Annotated in this window: 18 protein-coding genes; all 18 read right to left on the minus strand. The window is 34.0% G+C overall.

The window, feature by feature from the left end:
• Positions 1–190: 190 nt before the first annotated feature.
• Positions 191–1,576 (minus strand): hypothetical protein, encoded by a 1,386-nt coding sequence (locus BW929_RS05690; RefSeq protein ID WP_076544408.1) that lies wholly within the window; start codon positions 1,574–1,576, stop codon positions 191–193.
• A gap of 141 nt (positions 1,577–1,717) precedes the next feature.
• The gene (locus BW929_RS05695; protein WP_076544409.1) at positions 1,718–2,533 is read right to left on the minus strand and encodes an outer membrane lipoprotein-sorting protein; all 816 of its coding nucleotides are present in this window, start codon (positions 2,531–2,533) and stop codon (positions 1,718–1,720) included.
• Positions 2,534–2,563: 30 nt separating this feature from the next.
• Positions 2,564–5,314 (minus strand): efflux RND transporter permease subunit, encoded by a 2,751-nt coding sequence (locus BW929_RS05700; protein ID WP_076544410.1) that lies wholly within the window; start codon positions 5,312–5,314, stop codon positions 2,564–2,566.
• Between the two features lie 44 nt (positions 5,315–5,358).
• Positions 5,359–5,793 (minus strand): MarR family winged helix-turn-helix transcriptional regulator, encoded by a 435-nt coding sequence (locus BW929_RS05705; protein WP_076544411.1) that lies wholly within the window; start codon positions 5,791–5,793, stop codon positions 5,359–5,361.
• A 172-nt stretch (positions 5,794–5,965) separates the two neighbouring features.
• Positions 5,966–6,499 (minus strand): tryptophan transporter, encoded by a 534-nt coding sequence (locus BW929_RS05710; protein WP_084566105.1) that lies wholly within the window; start codon positions 6,497–6,499, stop codon positions 5,966–5,968.
• Between the two features lie 139 nt (positions 6,500–6,638).
• Positions 6,639–6,965, minus strand: coding sequence for a rod-binding protein (locus tag BW929_RS05715; RefSeq protein ID WP_076544412.1), 327 nt, complete (start codon positions 6,963–6,965; stop codon positions 6,639–6,641).
• Positions 6,966–7,007: 42 nt separating this feature from the next.
• Complete coding sequence (locus BW929_RS05720; RefSeq protein ID WP_234978067.1) at positions 7,008–8,141, minus strand: flagellar basal body P-ring protein FlgI; 1,134 nt, start codon at positions 8,139–8,141, stop codon at positions 7,008–7,010.
• Between the two features lie 20 nt (positions 8,142–8,161).
• Positions 8,162–8,746: a flagellar basal body L-ring protein FlgH gene (locus BW929_RS05725; RefSeq protein ID WP_076544413.1), complete on the minus strand. Its 585-nt coding sequence runs from the start codon at positions 8,744–8,746 to the stop codon at positions 8,162–8,164.
• A gap of 13 nt (positions 8,747–8,759) precedes the next feature.
• Positions 8,760–9,731: a flagellar basal body P-ring formation chaperone FlgA gene (gene flgA / locus BW929_RS05730; protein ID WP_076544414.1), complete on the minus strand. Its 972-nt coding sequence runs from the start codon at positions 9,729–9,731 to the stop codon at positions 8,760–8,762.
• A 46-nt stretch (positions 9,732–9,777) separates the two neighbouring features.
• On the minus strand, positions 9,778–10,560 hold the full coding sequence (gene flgG, locus BW929_RS05735; RefSeq protein ID WP_076544415.1) for a flagellar basal-body rod protein FlgG: 783 nt from the start codon (positions 10,558–10,560) through the stop codon (positions 9,778–9,780).
• A 126-nt stretch (positions 10,561–10,686) separates the two neighbouring features.
• On the minus strand, positions 10,687–11,439 hold the full coding sequence (flgF, locus tag BW929_RS05740; protein ID WP_076544416.1) for a flagellar basal-body rod protein FlgF: 753 nt from the start codon (positions 11,437–11,439) through the stop codon (positions 10,687–10,689).
• 12 nt (positions 11,440–11,451) lie between these two features.
• Complete coding sequence (locus BW929_RS05745; RefSeq protein ID WP_076544417.1) at positions 11,452–13,050, minus strand: DUF342 domain-containing protein; 1,599 nt, start codon at positions 13,048–13,050, stop codon at positions 11,452–11,454.
• A gap of 20 nt (positions 13,051–13,070) precedes the next feature.
• Positions 13,071–13,817, minus strand: coding sequence for a sigma-70 family RNA polymerase sigma factor (locus BW929_RS05750; protein WP_076544418.1), 747 nt, complete (start codon positions 13,815–13,817; stop codon positions 13,071–13,073).
• Between the two features lie 16 nt (positions 13,818–13,833).
• Positions 13,834–14,217 carry a hypothetical protein gene (locus BW929_RS05755; protein WP_076544419.1) on the minus strand — a complete coding sequence of 128 codons (384 nt, stop codon included), beginning with the start codon at positions 14,215–14,217 and terminating at the stop codon, positions 13,834–13,836.
• Entirely contained in the window at positions 14,218–14,859 is a 642-nt protein-coding gene (locus BW929_RS05760) for a flagellar brake protein (protein ID WP_076544420.1), read from the minus strand.
• 17 nt (positions 14,860–14,876) lie between these two features.
• Positions 14,877–15,770, minus strand: a complete 894-nt coding sequence (locus tag BW929_RS05765) for a MinD/ParA family protein (protein WP_076544421.1) — start codon at positions 15,768–15,770, stop codon at positions 14,877–14,879.
• On the minus strand, positions 15,763–17,076 hold the full coding sequence (gene flhF / locus BW929_RS05770; protein ID WP_076544422.1) for a flagellar biosynthesis GTPase FlhF: 1,314 nt from the start codon (positions 17,074–17,076) through the stop codon (positions 15,763–15,765). Before flhF ends, BW929_RS05765 begins: the two co-directional genes overlap by 8 nt.
• Positions 17,077–19,107 carry a flagellar biosynthesis protein FlhA gene (gene flhA / locus BW929_RS05775; protein ID WP_407645368.1) on the minus strand — a complete coding sequence of 677 codons (2,031 nt, stop codon included), beginning with the start codon at positions 19,105–19,107 and terminating at the stop codon, positions 17,077–17,079. It abuts the gene before it with no gap.
• Between the last annotated feature and the right edge of the window lie 4 nt (positions 19,108–19,111).

Genomic DNA, 19,111 nt, shown 5'->3' on the forward strand with positions numbered 1-19,111 from the left:
AAAATTATTTGTAAAAAGTTCACAAAACTATTATACCCAGCCAGTTGCTAAATGTCAACTACTTTACACTTCTGAAAATTCTTTTATCAATAATTTTTCTTGATTAAATACTATGAGGCTAAAATTACTCCATTTAGGCAGAAATTTTAGCCTTTTTTTAACTATAGGGAATTAAAACTTAACTTTTTAATTAAAAACTATAATGTAAAGAAATTGAACTGAAATCATTATCATCAAACTGACCAAAATCAGTATTTTGATCTCCATTAAATATTTTATGAGAAAATTTCATTACCAAATCCTGTTTTAACTCATATTCTACTGCATTTTCCAGAGAATAATCATGATCACTTAAGTTATAAACCCAGGTGATTTGAGGTATTATTTTTTCATTTTGATAGCTGTCTTCCAGTTTAACTACAGCTCTATTTGTCAAATAATCTCCATCTTGATTATACTGTAAATCTGCAGCATTATTGGCCTCAATCTGGCTGTCATCTAAAATTTTCTCACCTGTAAATTGAATATTTAGATTTAAATTACTGATTGGTAGATCTCTGTCTCCACCAATAACCCAGGCAACTTTATTATTTCTAATTGTTGGATCATTACCTGAACTGTCATCTGTATTATAATATGCCAGTTCAAAGCGACTATTAATACTGGCAATCACTCGGGCCATTTCAAAACCAAAAACATCAACCTGATCATAGTGAAGATCAGCAGCATCCAGTAGCTGACTAAATATATCTCTATTTTGCGCCGGGTTATTTGTAAATGGATTTGAACCTGTATTAAATGCCGCAGGATCATAACTTGGTTCTCTTAAATATCCGTGGTAGTAGCTGAAGCCATAATCTGTACCACCTCTGGTATCAGTAAAGCGCAGACCAAACTGCTGCTCTTCCTCTTTAACTGCAGCTTCTACCTGCCTAATAATTTCTGTTTCACTGTAGTTAGTAGCTGACTTAAGTGCAGAGATTGAAATCTTATCAGCAAAAGGATTGATTATCCAGTTGCCGAGTGGACTATCAGGATCTTCTGCCAGCCGGTGCCCCTCAAAATCTGGCGTGTAGATAAACTCAAGATTGGCATTGCCATTTCTAAAATATCTATCAATTTTAATCATTTCTTCCCCAATCTGACGATCTTTATAATCAGGGTTATAAAAATCACTTAAGTCTTCCGGATTTATATTATCTAAAACATGAAGTTGATCTCCTTTGCCCCAGATTACTCTGTGTTTTCCCAGCAATAAACTGTATTTATTGCCAAAATACTGATAGTTTAATTCGTTAAATTCAATTTCTTTAGCAGCCCCAATCTGAAAATCAGTTATAAGTTGAAAACTGTGTTTATTGCCAGGATAACTTATATCAAGGTTACCACTTAAATTTCTTTCTAAATCTCCATCATCAAAAACTCTAATTTCAGGTTTTAGATCACCAATAATTGTTGTTGCTGTCTCTTTTTGTTCAGCGTAAAAACTACCATCATCAAAGGCAATTACTGCTGTTGAGGAAAGAACGATAATTATTAATAAAATAAATGTAATCTTTTTAATATTTGTTAACATAATTTCACCTCTGTATCCAATTAAGTTTATTGTAAAAAATACTGATTAATTAAAACTTTCCTCACCTCCCTCCCCCGGAAAATGTAGTTAGTAAAACAAAGGTGAGGAAAAGTTAAAATATAAAGGAAAAATCATTCCTTTTTATCTGCCAGTTTTTAAGAACTGCTGAGTAAACATGCTGTCAGCTATATCTTTGTTATATTCTAAGAGATAATTATTATTTCTACTTTTAATATACAATCTTGTGCTGTGACCACTCTCTAAATTTTCCATTGTGGTTGAAAAAATAGACCAGATACCATTCACTTTTTCTATATTTTGTTCAACTGTCATTCTTTTAAACAGTTCTCCAGTCTTTTTATCATACATTTCTACCTTGACCGGGATAAAATGTTTTTTTGTAATCCAGGAAACTGTTTTTTTATACTGTTCATCTTCAGGGTTTTTAGGAGTTGCTTCAACAACATAAGTCTCGTAATCTCCCAATACTTCCTCCTTGAGAATTTTATAAGTAAAATTATCAATCTCTCTGGATTTCATATCATCATAGCTGAAATCTGACCCCATAAAGGAATCTCCACCCTGAGAAGCTGAAATACGTCTTACTCTACCCAGAGCCGGTAAATAAATCCACTGATCATCGTCAGCTTCCGTGTTCTGCACCTGTAAAAAACGAGTGTTTTTGACAGAGGAAGGCTCATGAAAAACCATTACTGTTTTATCAAGATCATCAGCTGGATTACCATATTTTTCTGACCAGACTTCAATTACTCGGGGACTAACTTCACCATTTTTATCAATTAGATCCATTCCCATTAGTGCATGTCTGCTCTCACCTGTATTCCTTTGATCAACTTTTTCCATTACCTCTCTACCGCTCATTGCCATCACACTACCACTTATAATAAATACAAGCAGAATAGTTGTTATTAAAATATTACTTTTTAATTTTTTCATTTTTAATTCCTCCTTTGATTTTGCTTTGGCTTATAATTTTTTTGAAATAAACTTGGGTTTAAATATTTTTAATATCAATGGTAAAATAGTCATAGAAGCCAGTGATGAAGTAAACATAGTCACTGCAATTAATAATCCTAAATATACCAGAGGATAGAAATTGGAAAATAATAAGACTAAAAATCCAGCAGCAACTGATAAAGCATTAAAGATTATTGCCTTACCGGTACTGATAAGTGTGTTTCTAGTTACCTGATGTAAATCATCAGTTTTTAATCTATTTTCGTGATATTTATCCAGAAAATGAATAGTGTAATCTACTCCAATACCTATAGCCACAGAAGCAACCATTGCTGTACCGATATCTAATTTTATACCTGTATATCCCATCAAAGCAAAGTTAATTAACAGAGAAAATGCCAGCGGTATAACACCATAAATACCTGCAATTATGGATCTATAAGCAAGAGCAACAATTATAAAGACAATTATAAAGGAAACTATTATACTATTTATCTGACTTCCTATAATTAACTCATTTGCTGCCAGAGACATATTAGCATGCCCGGCTACTGAAAGATTATAGTTTTCTGGAAAGTTTTCCTTACCATAATCTAAAATATCCTGTTTTATTCTAGCAGTAACAATATTACTGGGATTATTTAATTGAATCAGCATTCTAGCCTTATCAGGTTCCAGCTGATCATTAATCATATCATCCAGACTACCTGAATATAAAAGCAAATACTGAGAAACAAGATTTTTTAAACCCTGCCTGTTCTGAACCGGATATTTGCTTAAATCATAGGGTATTTCATTATATTTGGCCCCCTTATAATTTAATTTCTTATTTATTAGACCAACAAATTCTTCTGAACTTAGATTAAGACTATCAGCTTCCGCTAAAGCATTGTTTAAAAGTGAGACTAATTCATACTCACTTAAATTATTTTTTGTATCAGGACCTTTATTTTCAATCACAGCCTCAGAATTATTCTGTTCTGACTGTTTACTCTGATCCTCTTTGTAAAAACTCGAGCTGCTAGTTTCAGAACTGTTTTCTGACTCACTGTAGAAGCTTGAAGTACCAGCTGAGCTTTCTTTTTCTGAGTTGCTGTAAAAGCTTGAAATGCCAGACTCAGCATTATTATCAGATCCCTTATAAAAACTGGAACTTTCTCCATCAGAATTTTGTTGATCCTGCTTTTCTGTGCCAGCAGCTTCCTGATTATTCTCAGCTGCAGTTGAAGGATAATGCATAACCCTGTTCATTCTTTTAATAAAAGTACTAATTGAAGAAGCTTTACCAACTTCCTGATTATTTGCCATTAAATAATTCTGCATTTCTTCCATCGATTTTAAAATTTCAGGATTAGTTAAACTACCTTTTTCATTTCCTTCCACCAGAACAGTTAAAATTGATGAGCCAGCAAAATTATTATTAATAAATTTATCTGCCTGACGAATTTCTGTATTTTCTTTAAACATATTAATTAAAGGGCTATCAATAATTATTTTATCCATTCCAACCAGTGAAACAATAACTATCAGAAAAATTATTAGAAGTAAACTGATACTTTTTTGTGAATAAAAATTATGCAGTTTTATAATTAGCTTTTCAAAGTGTTTTACCTCAGAATAATTTCTATCATTAGAATTATTATTCCTTCTGTTAATAACCAGCAATAAAGCCGGAATCATTAAAATTGCTATTATAAAAGCTACTAAAATACCAAGAGCAGTAAATAAACCAAAATTCTTAATTGGAACTATCTTACTTGTAGCCAGCGAACCAAAACCGGCTACAGTTGTTAAACCTGCAAGTAAAACAGGTTTTCCCATACTGTCTACAGTCTTCATCACAATTTCCTGGCGCCTTTGAAGACTTATTTTTCCTTTTTCCGCTGCAAGATAATCATAATAATGACTCAAAATATGAATACCATAGGCACTGCCAACCGCCAGCAGCAAAACCGGTATGACAGTAGAAACAAGTGTCATTTTAATTCCCAGCATTGCCATTAATCCTACTGACCAGATCGTACTAATACTAACTGTCAGCATTATTAAGATAACAGGTAAAATTTTTCTAAAAAACAAAAATAAAGCAAGAAATAATATTAAGATTATAAAAGGGATCAAATATTTAACGTCTTCAATCATCTTATCGCCGAGAAGTACATTAATTGCAGATGTGCCAGCAATATAGGTTGTTAAATTTTCCTGCTCATATTTATTAGTAATTTCTTTTATATCATAATAAAGATTATCTTCCTGTTCAGCAGAAATACCATCTTTTAAACTAACTAATAGCTGTGTTGCTTTAAAATTATTAGAATAAAGATTATTTTTATAAAAATCCCAGGATAATAATCTTGATTTAAAATCTGTTATTTCAGATTCACTCTCCGGGATTTCTTTTACCAGCTCTTCAACAACCATCCCTTCAGAAGTTCCCTCTATATAGTCAGAATTACTAAAAGATGTAACTTCATCGACATTTTTAATCGCTTCTAATTCTTCAGTCATTTGATCAATCAGTTTGATATTTTTTGAAGTAAAGATATTTCCATTTCTAACTTTTACAGCCACTATCATATTTTCACTTGATCCAAAAATATCTTCCATTTTATTATTTACAATAACCGACTTATTACTATCCGGTAAAAAAGTCATAATATCATTATCAATTTCAATCTTCGGCAGCTGAAAAGCAAAAAATAAAGTTATTATTGCAATTATAGTAATTATTAGTCTGTCGTGTTTTAATATTTTTTTCATTATTTGGCCTCCTGTGCAAAAACAAAAATTATAAATGACAAAAATTAATTATCTCTATTTTTAACTATATAATACATTTTTTCTATATTATCTAAAACTCTTTTTGCCTCTCTTTCTCCAATTTCATCAATGAAAATTTGGAACCACTGCTGATAAATTCTATTTATTTCTTCCTGGACTGCATTAGCTTTTTCAGTTAAGTAGATTAAATTTACTCGACCATCCTCAGGCGAACTTTTCTTTTTTAAATATTTCTTATCAATCAGCGAATTAATAGCCCGAGAAATAGTAGCTTTATCTACAGCTAAATTATCCTTTAATTTACTCTGATTAATTCCATCACCATCCTTATATAAGTAAACCAGTAAATTCGCTTCACTATAATTTAATTTGTAATCTTCCAATAAATTATCTACATATTGATCATGATCTTTATATAATTTTGCTATCCATTTTCCGATTGGAGCATCTATCTTCATTTTCTCACCTCTTTTAAATTTAGTTGCGCTCTCAACTATCTTGCTAAAATTATAACAGAAATTAGTTGAGTATGCAACTAAATAAGATTAAAATTAGATTAAATTTTTATTTTTTTGACAAAAAAATAACCTCTCAACTTAAATGAGAGGTTAATAAAAATTAAATTTTCAACTAAACAACTTCGTTTTTGGCTCCTTTAACTTCTACATCCATTGCAAAATCAACTACACTGAATACAATTACTGCTGTAATAGTATTAACTGCTGCTGCTGGAATTACTACTGTCGAAAATAAAACCGTAAAGGGACCAGGCAATCCAACTAGCAATGCAGCTGTACCCAAGAATATACAACCACTCAAAAGAGTACCAAAAGCTGTAATAATACCTGTAGATAATTTTCTCGATGGTAATTTTACTATAATTGGTATTAAAGGATAAACTATCATAAATGTTAATAGTTTATCTACCATATTTGCTACCTGTCCACCAGGAAAACCTGTGGTCAAAGCAGTAAAAATACCAGTAGATACTGCAACTAAAAAGCCCAATTTAAAATCCTGTTTGATAATCAATAAAATAAACATCATTGCCAGAGCAAAGTCAGGCTTCATTCCCATCACTATTGGAGGGAAAAATGCATGTAAAATAAATCCAATCGCCACCAACAAAGCCGCCTGTGCTAAATCTTTTGTACTAATTCTCATCTCAACTCATCTCTCCTTTTTATTTTTTTACTAATCTCAACTAATTTTAAGCTAATCTCTATTAGCTTTTCTAATTACCTAATATTATACATCAGCCAGAATAAATTGTCAAAATATTTGATATCAATTCAGTTAAAAGTTAGGTGTTTTTAAGCTGCTCAACCAGAGCCTGATTAAGTTCAGCCAACATTCCCTGCTTTCCTGCCATCTGACTGTATTCTCGGTACAACATATCCGAAAAAACATCTTCTGCATAACCACCATCAAGCATTTTATCATCAGCAAGTGTTTTTTTCATTGAAGCAAACATTTTCTCAATGAAAATAGAACTGAACTCCTGAGCAGCTTTTTCCAGATTTTCTTCTTTTCCAGCAGAAGTTTTAATACTATTTTCTGACTTCAGATTCTGCTGTTTATTAAGCTGATACTGAGCCAGTTGATGATAATTACTATTGAGTTTAACCATTCTTACACCTCGTTTTCCTACCAGTTATTTTATTTCGACTATTTACTGAATTATTAATTCTGCATGCAGCGCCCCAGCAGCATCAATTTTCTGGATAATTGAAATAATATCCCGCGGAGTTGCACCAATAGCATTTAAAGCTGTCACAAGATCTTCAATAGTATTTTCCTGACTTACAACCATCATATTACCCTGTTGGCCTTCATCTACTTTAATCTTAACATCCTCAGTCACAGTAGTTTCTCCCGGGCTAAGTGGTGGTGGCTGCGATACATTTTCCTGAGTAGAAATACTAACTGAGAGATTACCATGAGCAACTGCTACAGTAGATATCTGAACATTATGACTGAAAACAACAGTACCAGTTTTTTCGTCAATTACAACTCTGGCTTCAACAGCAGGAGTCACTTTTAAGCTGTTCACCTGGGCAATAAAATTAACCATTCCCTGGTTAAAGTTTGCTGGTTTTGAAATTTGAATTGTTGAGTCATTCAATGCCCGGGCTGTACCCTGACCAAAATTATTATTAATTGTTGTTGTAATCTGACTGGCAGTTTTAAAATTTGGATTGGCAAGTACATAAGTCAGTTGATTTTTATCCAGGCTAGAATTAATTTCTTTTTCTACCAGAGCACCTCCAGGTATTCTGCCAACAGTAGGATGATTTTGCTGTTCTGAATTAGAACTACCGCCTACACTGTAACCACCGACAGAAAGTGGACCCTGAGCAGAAGCATAAACTTCACCATTTGGAGCCTGAAGAGGTGTTAATAATAATGTTCCTCCCTGTAAACTATCAGCATCACCAATCGAACTTACTGTAATATCAATTGGGTCACCATTATGAGCCACAGGTGGCAGCTCTGCAGTTACCATAACTGCAGCTATATTCTGGCTTGCAACCTGATTATCTGTTACATTAACACCAAAATTCTGCAGCATATTGGCAACACTCTGAACTGTAGCCTGACTTCTATTGGAATCACCACTTCCGTTTAATCCAACTACAATACCATAGCCAATTAACTGATTAACACGCTGTCCCTTAATCCTGGTTATATTACCAATTTCGACCTGAGGATCATTAACTGCTGCAGTCAGTGTCGAACTGATCAGCAGCAAAAAAATAGAAATAAATATAGTTCCAAAAGCTTTTGATTTCATTAAATTAAACAAACTATCCCTTCTTTCAAATACTAAAAAATAAAATTAAATAATCTAGTTAAAACTCCCGGGTCCTGTTTATCACCAACAACACCCTCCCCTTCATATTCTATATTTGCATTACTGACCCTTTTGGAAGAAACTTCATTATCAAAATTAATATCCTGTGGTCGAATTACTCCTTCTAAGATAATTGTCTGAATTTCACCATTAATTTTTACCCTTTTTGTTCCCTGAATTTTAAGATTACCATTTTCTCGTAATTCTACTACCTCAGTCGTTATGTCTGCCTCCAGAGTACCACTTCGTTGAGTCTGACCATCTGCGGATTCTGAATCTGAATAACTGAAATCAAAGAAAGGAAGAAAATCTAAAAATCCACTCCCTTCAGCATTGTAATCACTACCCTGACTCGCATCAGAATTAGCGCTCTGAATAGCACTAGCGTCTTCCTCAATTACTACAGTAATTATATCTCCCATTTCATACTCCGGATAATCCTGATACAAACCTTTAGAATTATCGCTCCAGAGTGATTCTGCAGCTGCAGCAGAAGTTGCCAGAAAAACTATTATAAGTACTATACTAATCAGTTTAAATTTACCTAAATAATACATATTTGCACCTCTCTTAATCTGAGATCATTTTAACCTCAGTTGGTGAAACTACTTCAACCTGAAATTGATAACCACTGTTTAAATTTTCAACCGTAATGATTTCACCAATTTTTCCTCTTTCTTTAGCCTCTACAAAGGTAGAAACTTTTATATTATTAACTTCAACTTTTAAATGTAATTTTTGTCCCCATTTTACTACATAGGGGGTCTTTAAATAATTTGACTTTAGTATTTCACCTTTTTTTAATCGCCTTGATAATTGAACATTATTGAAATCGACTTCTGACCAGCTCTGAATAACTTCTGTTGGATCACCTGAAATCTTTTGCTCTCGAATTGAAAAGTCCGATTTATTAATTTTTGAATTACTTTTTAAACTTTTATCTGCTGTCAGCACCTTAAGCAGCAGTTTGACTTTAACAGGATAAAAAAGACTTCGTATTTTTTTATCATTCTGCCATATTTCAAGCTTTAGATTAATATCCGGCAGAGATAAATTTTGGTTTTCAGCAACCTTTATTTGATAATCACCTGCTGCAATTTCAATATTATGGGTAGAACTTTTACTTTCAATTAATATATCTTCAGCCTTAAAGTCAAGCTCAGTTTTTAAATAATCTTTAACCAACCTAGAAATCTCATCCTCGGTAATCACCCTACTTCGACGGCGAACAATTACTGTTGCCGGCATCCGGAGTTTAAACTGTGATTTTTTATAGTCCAAATTTTGGATGCTTAAATCAACAAGAACTCGACTCAGCCTTTTTTGATATCCTGGACCGGGAGAAGATTTAAAAACTAAATTTTTGAGTTCACTCAGAGCAGAATCAGAGAGCTCTGGAGCTTTAATTTGAGCAATTTCGCCCAGATAAATCTCGGCAGAACTAACTTCTACTTCTTTTTGTATTTCAATTTCAAAAGCAGCAGTATTAGTAGTTATAATTATTGTTAAGATCACCGCTAAAAAAACAATTATTTTCTTCATAATTATGCACCTCTGGCCACTGCTTTATTCAATAGTTAGCAACTTATTATCTCTTCAGCTGATTGGCTGTCTGCAGCATCTCATCCGAAGCCTGAATAGCTTTTGAGTTAGTCTCATATGCTCTCTGAGCTGCAATCATATTTACCATTTCTTCTACTACTTTAACATTTGACATTTCTAAAAAGCCCTGAGTTACTGTACCAAAACCAGCTTCTCCAGGAACTCCCTGCATAGCCTGCCCGGAAGCAACTGTCTGTAAATAAAGATTCCTTCCTTCACTGGAAAGACCGGCTGGATTGGCAAAACGATATAACTGAATTTGACCCAGTTGTTGATTTTCACCATTCACTTTGGCATTTACTGTACCATCGGAAGTTATTGATATTTCTGTCGCTTCCTGTGGAATCTGAAATCCAGGATCTATCTGATAACCATCCGAAGTAACTATATTACCATTACTGTCCTGTTTAAAGGAACCATCTCTGGTATAAGCATAATTCCCATCTGGCAGCTGTATTCTAAAGAAGCCATCTCCTTCAATAACCATATCCAGGGGACTATCAGTATTTTGAATATTTCCCTGAGTAAATATTTTCTGGGTACTGTTAACTTTAGATCCATGACCAACCTCAATCCCGGTCGGAATTTCTGCTCCCTGAGCATTTGGTGTCCCGGATTCTCTCATATTTGTATAAATTAAATCCGCAAAATTAATTTTAGATTTTTTAAATCCACTTGTATTTACATTGGCCAGGTTATTAGAAATAACATCGATATTAGTCTGCTGTGAATTCATTCCTGTTGCTGATGTCCATAAAGCACTAATCATATTTTCCACCTCATTTATTTTTTTGGAAGTGGACAGACTGAAATAAATTTAATTGAAAACTGCTGTCTCTTTCAGTCAACAGCAGTAAGAGCTTCCTTTTCAGGTCCGGCTCTCAATCTAAAATATTTATGCCCGTCCAACTTCATTAATCACTTTGTTTAATGTCTCATCAATACTACTAATGACTTTCTGGTTTGATTCATAATGCCGGGTAGTCTTAATCATTTTTGCCATTTCTTCTACAATTTTAACATTAGAACCTTCTAAATACCCCTGAGCAATTCCAGCGTCAGTTTCAACAGCTACTGCCCCTTCCTGAGCTGCATAAAGATTATCACCCTGCTGCAGTAATTGGGACTCATCTTCAAAATTCATCAGTGCAATCTGTGCTCCCTGAAGACCATTATTAAAAGTGATCTGACCGTCAGCACTAACCCTAAAATCCTGGTCAGGAATAAGCTGAATTCTCTCTCCAGCACTATCCAGCACATAATTGCCGCTCTGGGTTACAAGCTCGGAATCAGAATTGATAGTAAAATTACCATCCCGAGTGTATCTGTTGCCTGCATCAGTTTCAATTACAAAAAATCCTTTCCCTTCAACAGCAAAATCTAAATAATTATCAGTGCGTTGAAAAACCCCCTGACTCATATCTTTAAAACTCTGCTCTACATAGGAACCTGTTGCCAACTCACCTATTTCCTTATCAGCTTTACCATTTTCAATCCTGCTTAAAAGCATTTCGGGAAAAGAAGCAGTGATAGCTTCTGATTTTTTAAAGCCGGCTGTATTAACATTGGCCAGATTATTGGAACGAATATTTGTCTTTTTCTCCAGCACATTCATCGAAGAAGCGGCAGTATATAAGCCTCTAATCATTTTAACACCTCCTTATACATTAGTTTTCTGTCTTAACTCCTTATTAACTTCAGTAAAGGCACATTTCGAAATTTTGTTGCGAATAATCATTTTATCCTTACTACTTAAAAGCTGTACTCCAGGGAAAATACAGTTATTAACTTTTATAACCGCCTCCTCAGATGCAGTTAACTGTTCTTCCAGTTCTTCAATTTCAGACTCAAGTTCTGATTTTCTTTCTTCCAGCTCATCTTTAGTAGCTTTTAATTTAGAAAACATTTCTCGCTTATTTGCTGGTAACTTGATTCCTTTTTCTTTCATTGATTTTAATAGATCTACACTTTTGATTACCTTATCCAGATTGTTCTCCACTGTCTCCAGCTCATCTTTGGCAGCTTTGAATTTCTTGCGCAGTTCTGGCTCCAGCCCAATCTCAATATATGTCTTTGTTGCCAGACTGGAGCCAATCATATTTGCTTCGATGATATTTTGGGCCATAACCCGCCCGCCAACAATTAAACCTTTACCTCCACTTACTATAACACTATTTTTAGCAGTAACATGACTGTGCATTATTGCCTCATGTACTCTTACATTATTGGCTTTAATTTCAGCATTTTCTACAAAACGAGCATTTACATCACCACTGGCATTAATTTCGCCTTTATTCCTGCCCAAAAAACCTTTTTTTATTAAAACACTACCTCCACTTTCAATTTTTGCAGCACCTACATTTCCTGCAATTTCTATATCTCCAGAAGCTTTAACAACAAAACCTTCTCTAACATTACCACTAATTTTAACACTACCAACAAAATCTATATTACCTTCTTCCAGGTCTACATCCCCTTTGACCTGATAAACAGGATTAATAGATATTTTTGTCCCATTACGCACTATCTGACCGTCTTTAGCAGCATAAATGCTGTTATTTTTTTTGACAGTGTTTTTGGCACGAGGTAATTTTACGGACTTAGGAACAGGAGCTTTAATTTCCTCTCCAAAAACATCTTTTCCTGGTTCACCTGCGGTTGGTTCTACCATTGTTACAATTTTTTCTCCCCGACGAACATTATTAATTAAATTTTTGGAATGAAAATCCATGGTTCCATCTTCTCGTAGAGTACCAATATTATTTTCCTTCTCTTCAAAATGATAAATTAGATATCCATCTTCTCCTGGTAAAGGTTCTTTCCCTTCAGCAATTACTTCTCTTTTTACCGGCTGTCTAATTTTTAAAACCTGTTTTATTTTTTCTTCTTTGATTCCATAGCTAATATTCTTATCTGCCAGCAGCTCTTTTAAATCTCCAAATTTAATTTCCTTCCCATCTCTACCCGGAGTAAAATCTAATAAAACTTTTAATCCTTCATTAGAAACTTCAATTTCTATTTTATCATCTTCGGAAGGCAAATTTATATTTTCAGCAATTTTAAACCATTCTTCCTGCTCATTACTTAGTGCTTTTTTAATTTTTTCATAATCTGCTTCCATAATATTATTTTCTACTAAAAAATCTTCAATCTCTAGTAAATCTGGATTATTATCCAACCTTAATTTCAATAATATTTCATCTTCTGTAAACTTAAGCAGACAATTCTGGTCTTTTCTATCAAACTGCTCTTTACTCACTTTTAATTACCTACCTCTCATTAGAAAAAATATTCTTTTGATCTACTCAGCATTCCCCGCAGGCGTCGAATTGCCTGACTATGCAGCTGAGAAACTCTTGCTGCAGACAACTCTAGCACTTCTGCTATTTCAACCTGAGTTAGTTCTTCATAGTAATATAAAGTTAAAACCAGTTTTTCGTTTTCAGAAAGCAAATCAATTTTTTTAGATAACAAATCAACAGCTTCCTGATCTGTTAATCTATCAACTGCCTGATCAAGATCAGCAGCAATTAATTCTATTAATTCAGCTCCATCAAATTCATGGGACAGTGAAATCCAATTAGCCAGCTGACTGTGTCTTTCAATAGTATTTAATCTATTTTCACTAATTCCTGTTAATTCTGCAAGTTCTTTTTGATCTGGCTCTCTGCCGGTTTTAGCCTTAAAATTTTCTCGCTGCTCTTCTACTCTTTTTAATTCTCTTCGCATATTATCCGGAAGCCAGTCCTTACTTCTTAAATAATCATAAATTTCTCCCTTAATCCTTGGCAGAGCAAAAGTAGAAAATTCAACTCCTCTTTGATAGTCAAATTTTTCTACTGCCTCAATCAAACCAATTATTCCATAACTTTCTAAATCTTCAGCTTCAATTTGATCAGGAAGCATAATAATAATTCTACCTACAGCATACCTTACCAGTCCCAGATGTTTTAAGATAATCTCTTCTCTAGCCTGCTGATTATTATTTAGCCTGTATTTTTTCCAGAGTAATTTATCTAAAGCCATAATAATCTCCCTTTAATTAGTTATTATCCTGCTGATAGTCAAATTCTTCTGGGTTAAAAGCTGAAAACTCCTGATTATCGAACTCATTTTCAACTGCAGATTCAGCAAATTCCTGCCCTGCTTCTGAGTCGGTAGCTGTTTCTCCCTGATCATTCAGTTCCGATTCAGAATTTAGCTGTCCATTTTCGTCTTCCGAATTTTCTATCTCAGTTGCAGCACCTGAATTATAATCTTTAATTAAATAATAACTGAGCTGCAGAAAAAAAGTCATCAGGGTTGAATAAACTAAAAATTTGAGCCCCAGAAAAAAAACCAACTCCAAACTTTGTCGTATAATTAAATTATAAATAACTGCAGCTGTATATGTAATTAGCCCTATAATAAGCGAGTTTACTAACATCTATCTCAAACCTTTTTTTCTGCTTTTACGCTGATAGGCAAAAATCCACTGTATTATCTGTTCTCGCTGCTCTTCTTCAATTTCTACAAACTGAACTCCATAGTTGTTGAGCTCATTATTTTCCCGCTGGATTCGAACAATTTTTGCTTTAATAAATTCTTTTGGTGGCAGAATATTTTTTAAACTGATTAGTATTTCTTCATTTTTTTTGAATTTCTTTTTTAACTGCATTTGAATCCCTCCACCACTTATATCCAGCAGTCTGGCTTCGGAAATTTTTTTTGGATATTTTTTGTCATCCATCATCTTATATATATCAACCGTACCGGTAACATCGAGTCTGAAATAATCACGCCTCTGAATTCGAGTTACCGAATCAGCTCTTTCAATTAAAAGTAATGGTATCGGTTTATTGGTTCTTTTTAAAATTTTAGATTTAAATTTATAAGCAGCCCGATCAGTAGTATAATAAACATTAATTGTCTGATCTAATCTAAGAGGAAGTGGTGCTCCCTCGCGATAGAGACCTGTAATTATAATTCCAGCCTCCAGAAAATCTGCTACTTTACTTAAATAGTTTCCCTGATAGGAACCTGATAAAACTTCTATTTCAAGTTTTTGATTAACCTCTAATTCCTTCATATTCTCAACTCCATCGACTATTTAACATGTTTATTAAAAAAACCAACCATTTTGTAAAAATAACTTTTTACACCTTTTGCCTGCTGTTCTTTTTCAGCACCGGTAATTTTTCTTGCCAGATTTTCAAAATCTCTGGCTGCTTTCCGATTAGAAAATAATTCAGAATAAGGTTTTTGTCTGCGCAGTGCAGCACTAATCTTTCGATCATGAGCTATACTGCCAATTAAAGTTAGATCTAAATCAAGATAATTTTTAACTGTCTTGATAATTCTTTTGGCAGTTTTTTGAGCATCCTTTTCGTCCTCAGTCTGGTTAATTACCATTTTGATCGGTTTATTATATTTGTGATTGGCCAGAATTTTAATTAAACTGTAACTATCCATAACAGAGGTTGGTTCTGTAGTTAAAAGAAGGATCAACTCTTCAGCAGCCAGGATTGTATTTACAATACTTTTTGCTGCCCCAGCCCCCAGATCAATTAAGAGATAATCATAATTTTTTTCAATCTGATCCCCCAGATCAATTAATTTTTGCATAGCATCATTTTGAATATCAATAAAACTATCATCACCGGTAATACCACTTAATAGTTTAATTCCAGCGGGACCTTCTATCACAGCATCTTCCAGACTGCATTCTCCCCGCAAAAGGTGTCCCATATCATAGTTAGGTTGTACTCCCAGCATAATATCGAGATTAGCCATCCCAATATCACTGTCAATAATTAGAACTTCTTTGTCCAGCTTGCTAAGATTATAGGCAAAATTAACTGTAAAGGTTGATTTGCCAACACCACCTTTACCACTGGCAATCGCTATGGTCCGGGTGGATGAAGTTTCAAATTCCTTTACCTCAACCTTTTCTTTTTTTTCCTGCATTATTTCTTTTAATTTTGCTGCCTGACTACGCATAAAAATCACCAAATAAATAACTGTATATCTGATCAGCTCCTGCTATTTCAAAATCTTCAGGAACATCCTGACCACAAGTTAAATAGGATAACGACAGGTTATAATTCTCTTTAATATTTATTATATCTCCATAACTACTTGTTTCGTCCAGTTTTGTCAGCAGAGCTCTGTCAGGTTTAAGTTTGGAAAACTCAGAGATAATACTGCGCAGATCACTGCTTTTAGTATTTAAACTTAATAATAAATGAACCTCATCTACCAGAGTGTGATCAACATAGTCTTTTAGTCGCCCTAACTGAATCTGATCTTTCCAGCTGCTGCCCGGAGTGTCAATCAAAACTAAATCACAATTTCTAAACTGTCCTGCAATCATTTCTTCCAGCTTAGAACTGCTGTAACAGACAGCAAATGGAATATCGATAATTTTACTATAAGTCTGCAGCTGTTCTACTGCAGCTATCCGATAGGTATCAGCTGTAATTAAACCAACATTTTTATTTTTATCTACTGCAAAGTGAGCAGCAATTTTTGCCATAGTAGTGGTTTTGCCGACTCCGGTTGGACCGATAAAAGAAACAACTTTTTGAGCTGAATCTAATTTTATTGCCTCATTTTCAGCAAAATAAATTCCTAAAAATTCTTTTAAACGACTCTCAAAGTTATTTTCACCTGCTGAAGCTGTTTTTATATCCATTTCTTTTAAAAACAGATTAACATTTCTGCTGTCTACTCCCTGCTCTAACAGATAATTATATAATTGATTACTATTATTTAAATTTTTATTTTTATTTCCTGGATTTTTTTGATCAAATTTATTCTGCAGTTTTTGAGCAGCTGTTAAATTCTGCTGATTTTTTAATTCTTTTTTAAAAGAGTTTTCCGGCTCTACAGTCTGATTGCTGGTTTTAGTTTGTTTCGGCTGCTCTGATTTTTTTTCTGTTACATCTACTTCAGATCCGGCAGCAGTTTTTAAATCATCTATAAATTCTTTAATTGCATTTTTATTTTCAGGATCTTTACTTGCAGTTTTCTGGATCTTAGTTCTCTCAACTTTCCTCGTTTTTCTTCCATAGTTTGAAATTTCAACAATATCATCATTATTATCTTCTTTTACTGTAGTCTCTGAATCAGACTCTTTACTATCCAAAGCAGCAACTACCTCAAAAACCTCTTTTCCGAAAAATCCGAAAAACCCACCCTGTTTCAATTTTCTTTTATTTACAATAACAGCCTCAGGTCCCAGATCAGCCTTAACCTGAAAAATTACATCCTGCATTGTTTCGCCAGTATATTTTTTTACTTTCATTTAATTAACAACCCCCTGAACCTGAAGTTCAACATCAGATTCCAACTCATTAAAAGAGAGTACTGTTAGATCAGAGAAAGTTCGATGTACCATTTCTTTAATTGGCCTTCTAATCATTGGTGAAGTCAATAAAATGGGCTCTCTTCCCTGTTCTAATAACTGCTTAGCCTGCTGAACTATACTATTAATTAAATTTTGTGCCTCAGCCGGCTGTAAAGATAAATAATTACCCTGATCAGACTGCTCCAGAGAATTTGCCAGTTTTTCCTCTTTCTGCGGATCAATAGTAAAAACATTTAAATTGTTATTCTCATCAGTAAACTGATTACTGATCTGTCGGGATAATCCCTGACGTACATATTCAGTCAAAATAGTCTGGTCTTTAGTTCGAGCAGCATGATCTGCCAGAGTTTCTAAAATTAAAACCAGATTTTTTATTGGAATATTTTCCCACAATAGATTCTGCAGTATTTTCTGAATTTCTCCCAGATTCATAAGATCCGGCATAAGTTCATCCACTACAGCCTGATTATCCTCTTTTACATTATCAATTAATTTTTTGACTTCTTCTCTGCCCAGCAATTCATAAGCATGAGATTTAATAATTTCAGTTAAATGAGTAGCCATGACTGAACCAGGATCTACTACTGTGTAATTTGCCATCTCAGCTCTTTCCCGCTGTTCAGCCTCAATCCAGATAGCAGGTGTACCGAAGGCGGGCTCTTCAGTATCTACTCCTTCTATATCTTCAAAAGTATCACCTGGATCCATAGCCAGATATTTATCAGCAAATAATTGGTATTCGCTTATTTCTACTCCCTGCAGCTTAATCTTATATGTGTTTGGCTGCAGCTGTAAGTTGTCCACAATTCTTACCGGTGGTAAAATAATACCCAGCTCCATAGCAATCTGCTTTCTGATATTGGCAACTCTATCTAAAAAGTCTCCACCCTGTTCGGGAAGAACAAGCGAAATTAGGTTATATCCAACTTCAATTTCAAGTTTATCAACTTTTATCAGCTGTTTTATTTCTTGTTCCTTCATCTCCTGTTTTTCTTCCGGGCTTAACTCCGCTTTTTCTTTTTTCTTTTCTCTCGGAGCTTCAACCTGAGCGGTCCTGATAATTAAATACGCCATAGTAGCAATAAATACTGCCAGCACTAAAAATGGAATTGTAGGTAAACCGGGAACAAAGCCAAGTACTAATAAAACTCCCGCAGCTATAAAAAGAGCTTTGGGCTGTTTTAAAAGCTGTTCCGTCATCTCATTACCCATATTATTATCAGAGGCAGCTCTGGTGACCACCATACCGGTAGCTGTAGAAATTAGAAGTGCAGGAAATTGAGAAACCAGACCATCACCAACAGTTAAAAGAATATATGTTTGAGAAGCTTCGCCAAAACCCATTCCCTGCTGTAACATTCCAATAACAAGTCCACCTATAATATTAATAAAAGTTATAATAATACCGGCAATAGCATCACCTTTTACAAATTTACTGGCACCATCCATTGCTCCATAAAAATCTGCTTCCTGTCTAATTTTTTCTCTTTCTCTTTTTGCTTCTCTTTCGTCAATAATACCTGCATTTAAATCAGCATCAATACTCATCTGTTTACCGGGCATTGCATCTAGAGTAAATCGAGCTGCTACTTCTGCAACTCGCTCTGCACCTTTAGTAATTACAACAAACTGTATAACTACCAAAATTAAAAAGATTATCAGACCAACAACATAATTTCCCCCGACCACAAAATCACCAAAACTCATTATGATTTCTCCAGCATAACCCTGACCTAAAATTAATCTGGTCGTAGAAACATTAAGCCCCAGTCTAAAAAGAGTTGCAAAAAGTAAAAGAGAGGGAAAAACTGAAAGGTCCAGTGGCTCTGTGGTATAAATACTCACCAGAATAACAACCATTGAAAAGGTTATATTGGCAGCCAGCAGCATATCCAAAAGCATAGTTGGTAAGGGAATAATAAACATTACAATTATTCCAACTACCATTAAAGCAAAAATTATATCCATATTT

Origin of the sequence: Halanaerobium kushneri, assembly GCF_900156285.1 — a bacterium.
GTDB classification, from domain to species: domain Bacteria; phylum Bacillota; class Halanaerobiia; order Halanaerobiales; family Halanaerobiaceae; genus Halanaerobium; species Halanaerobium kushneri.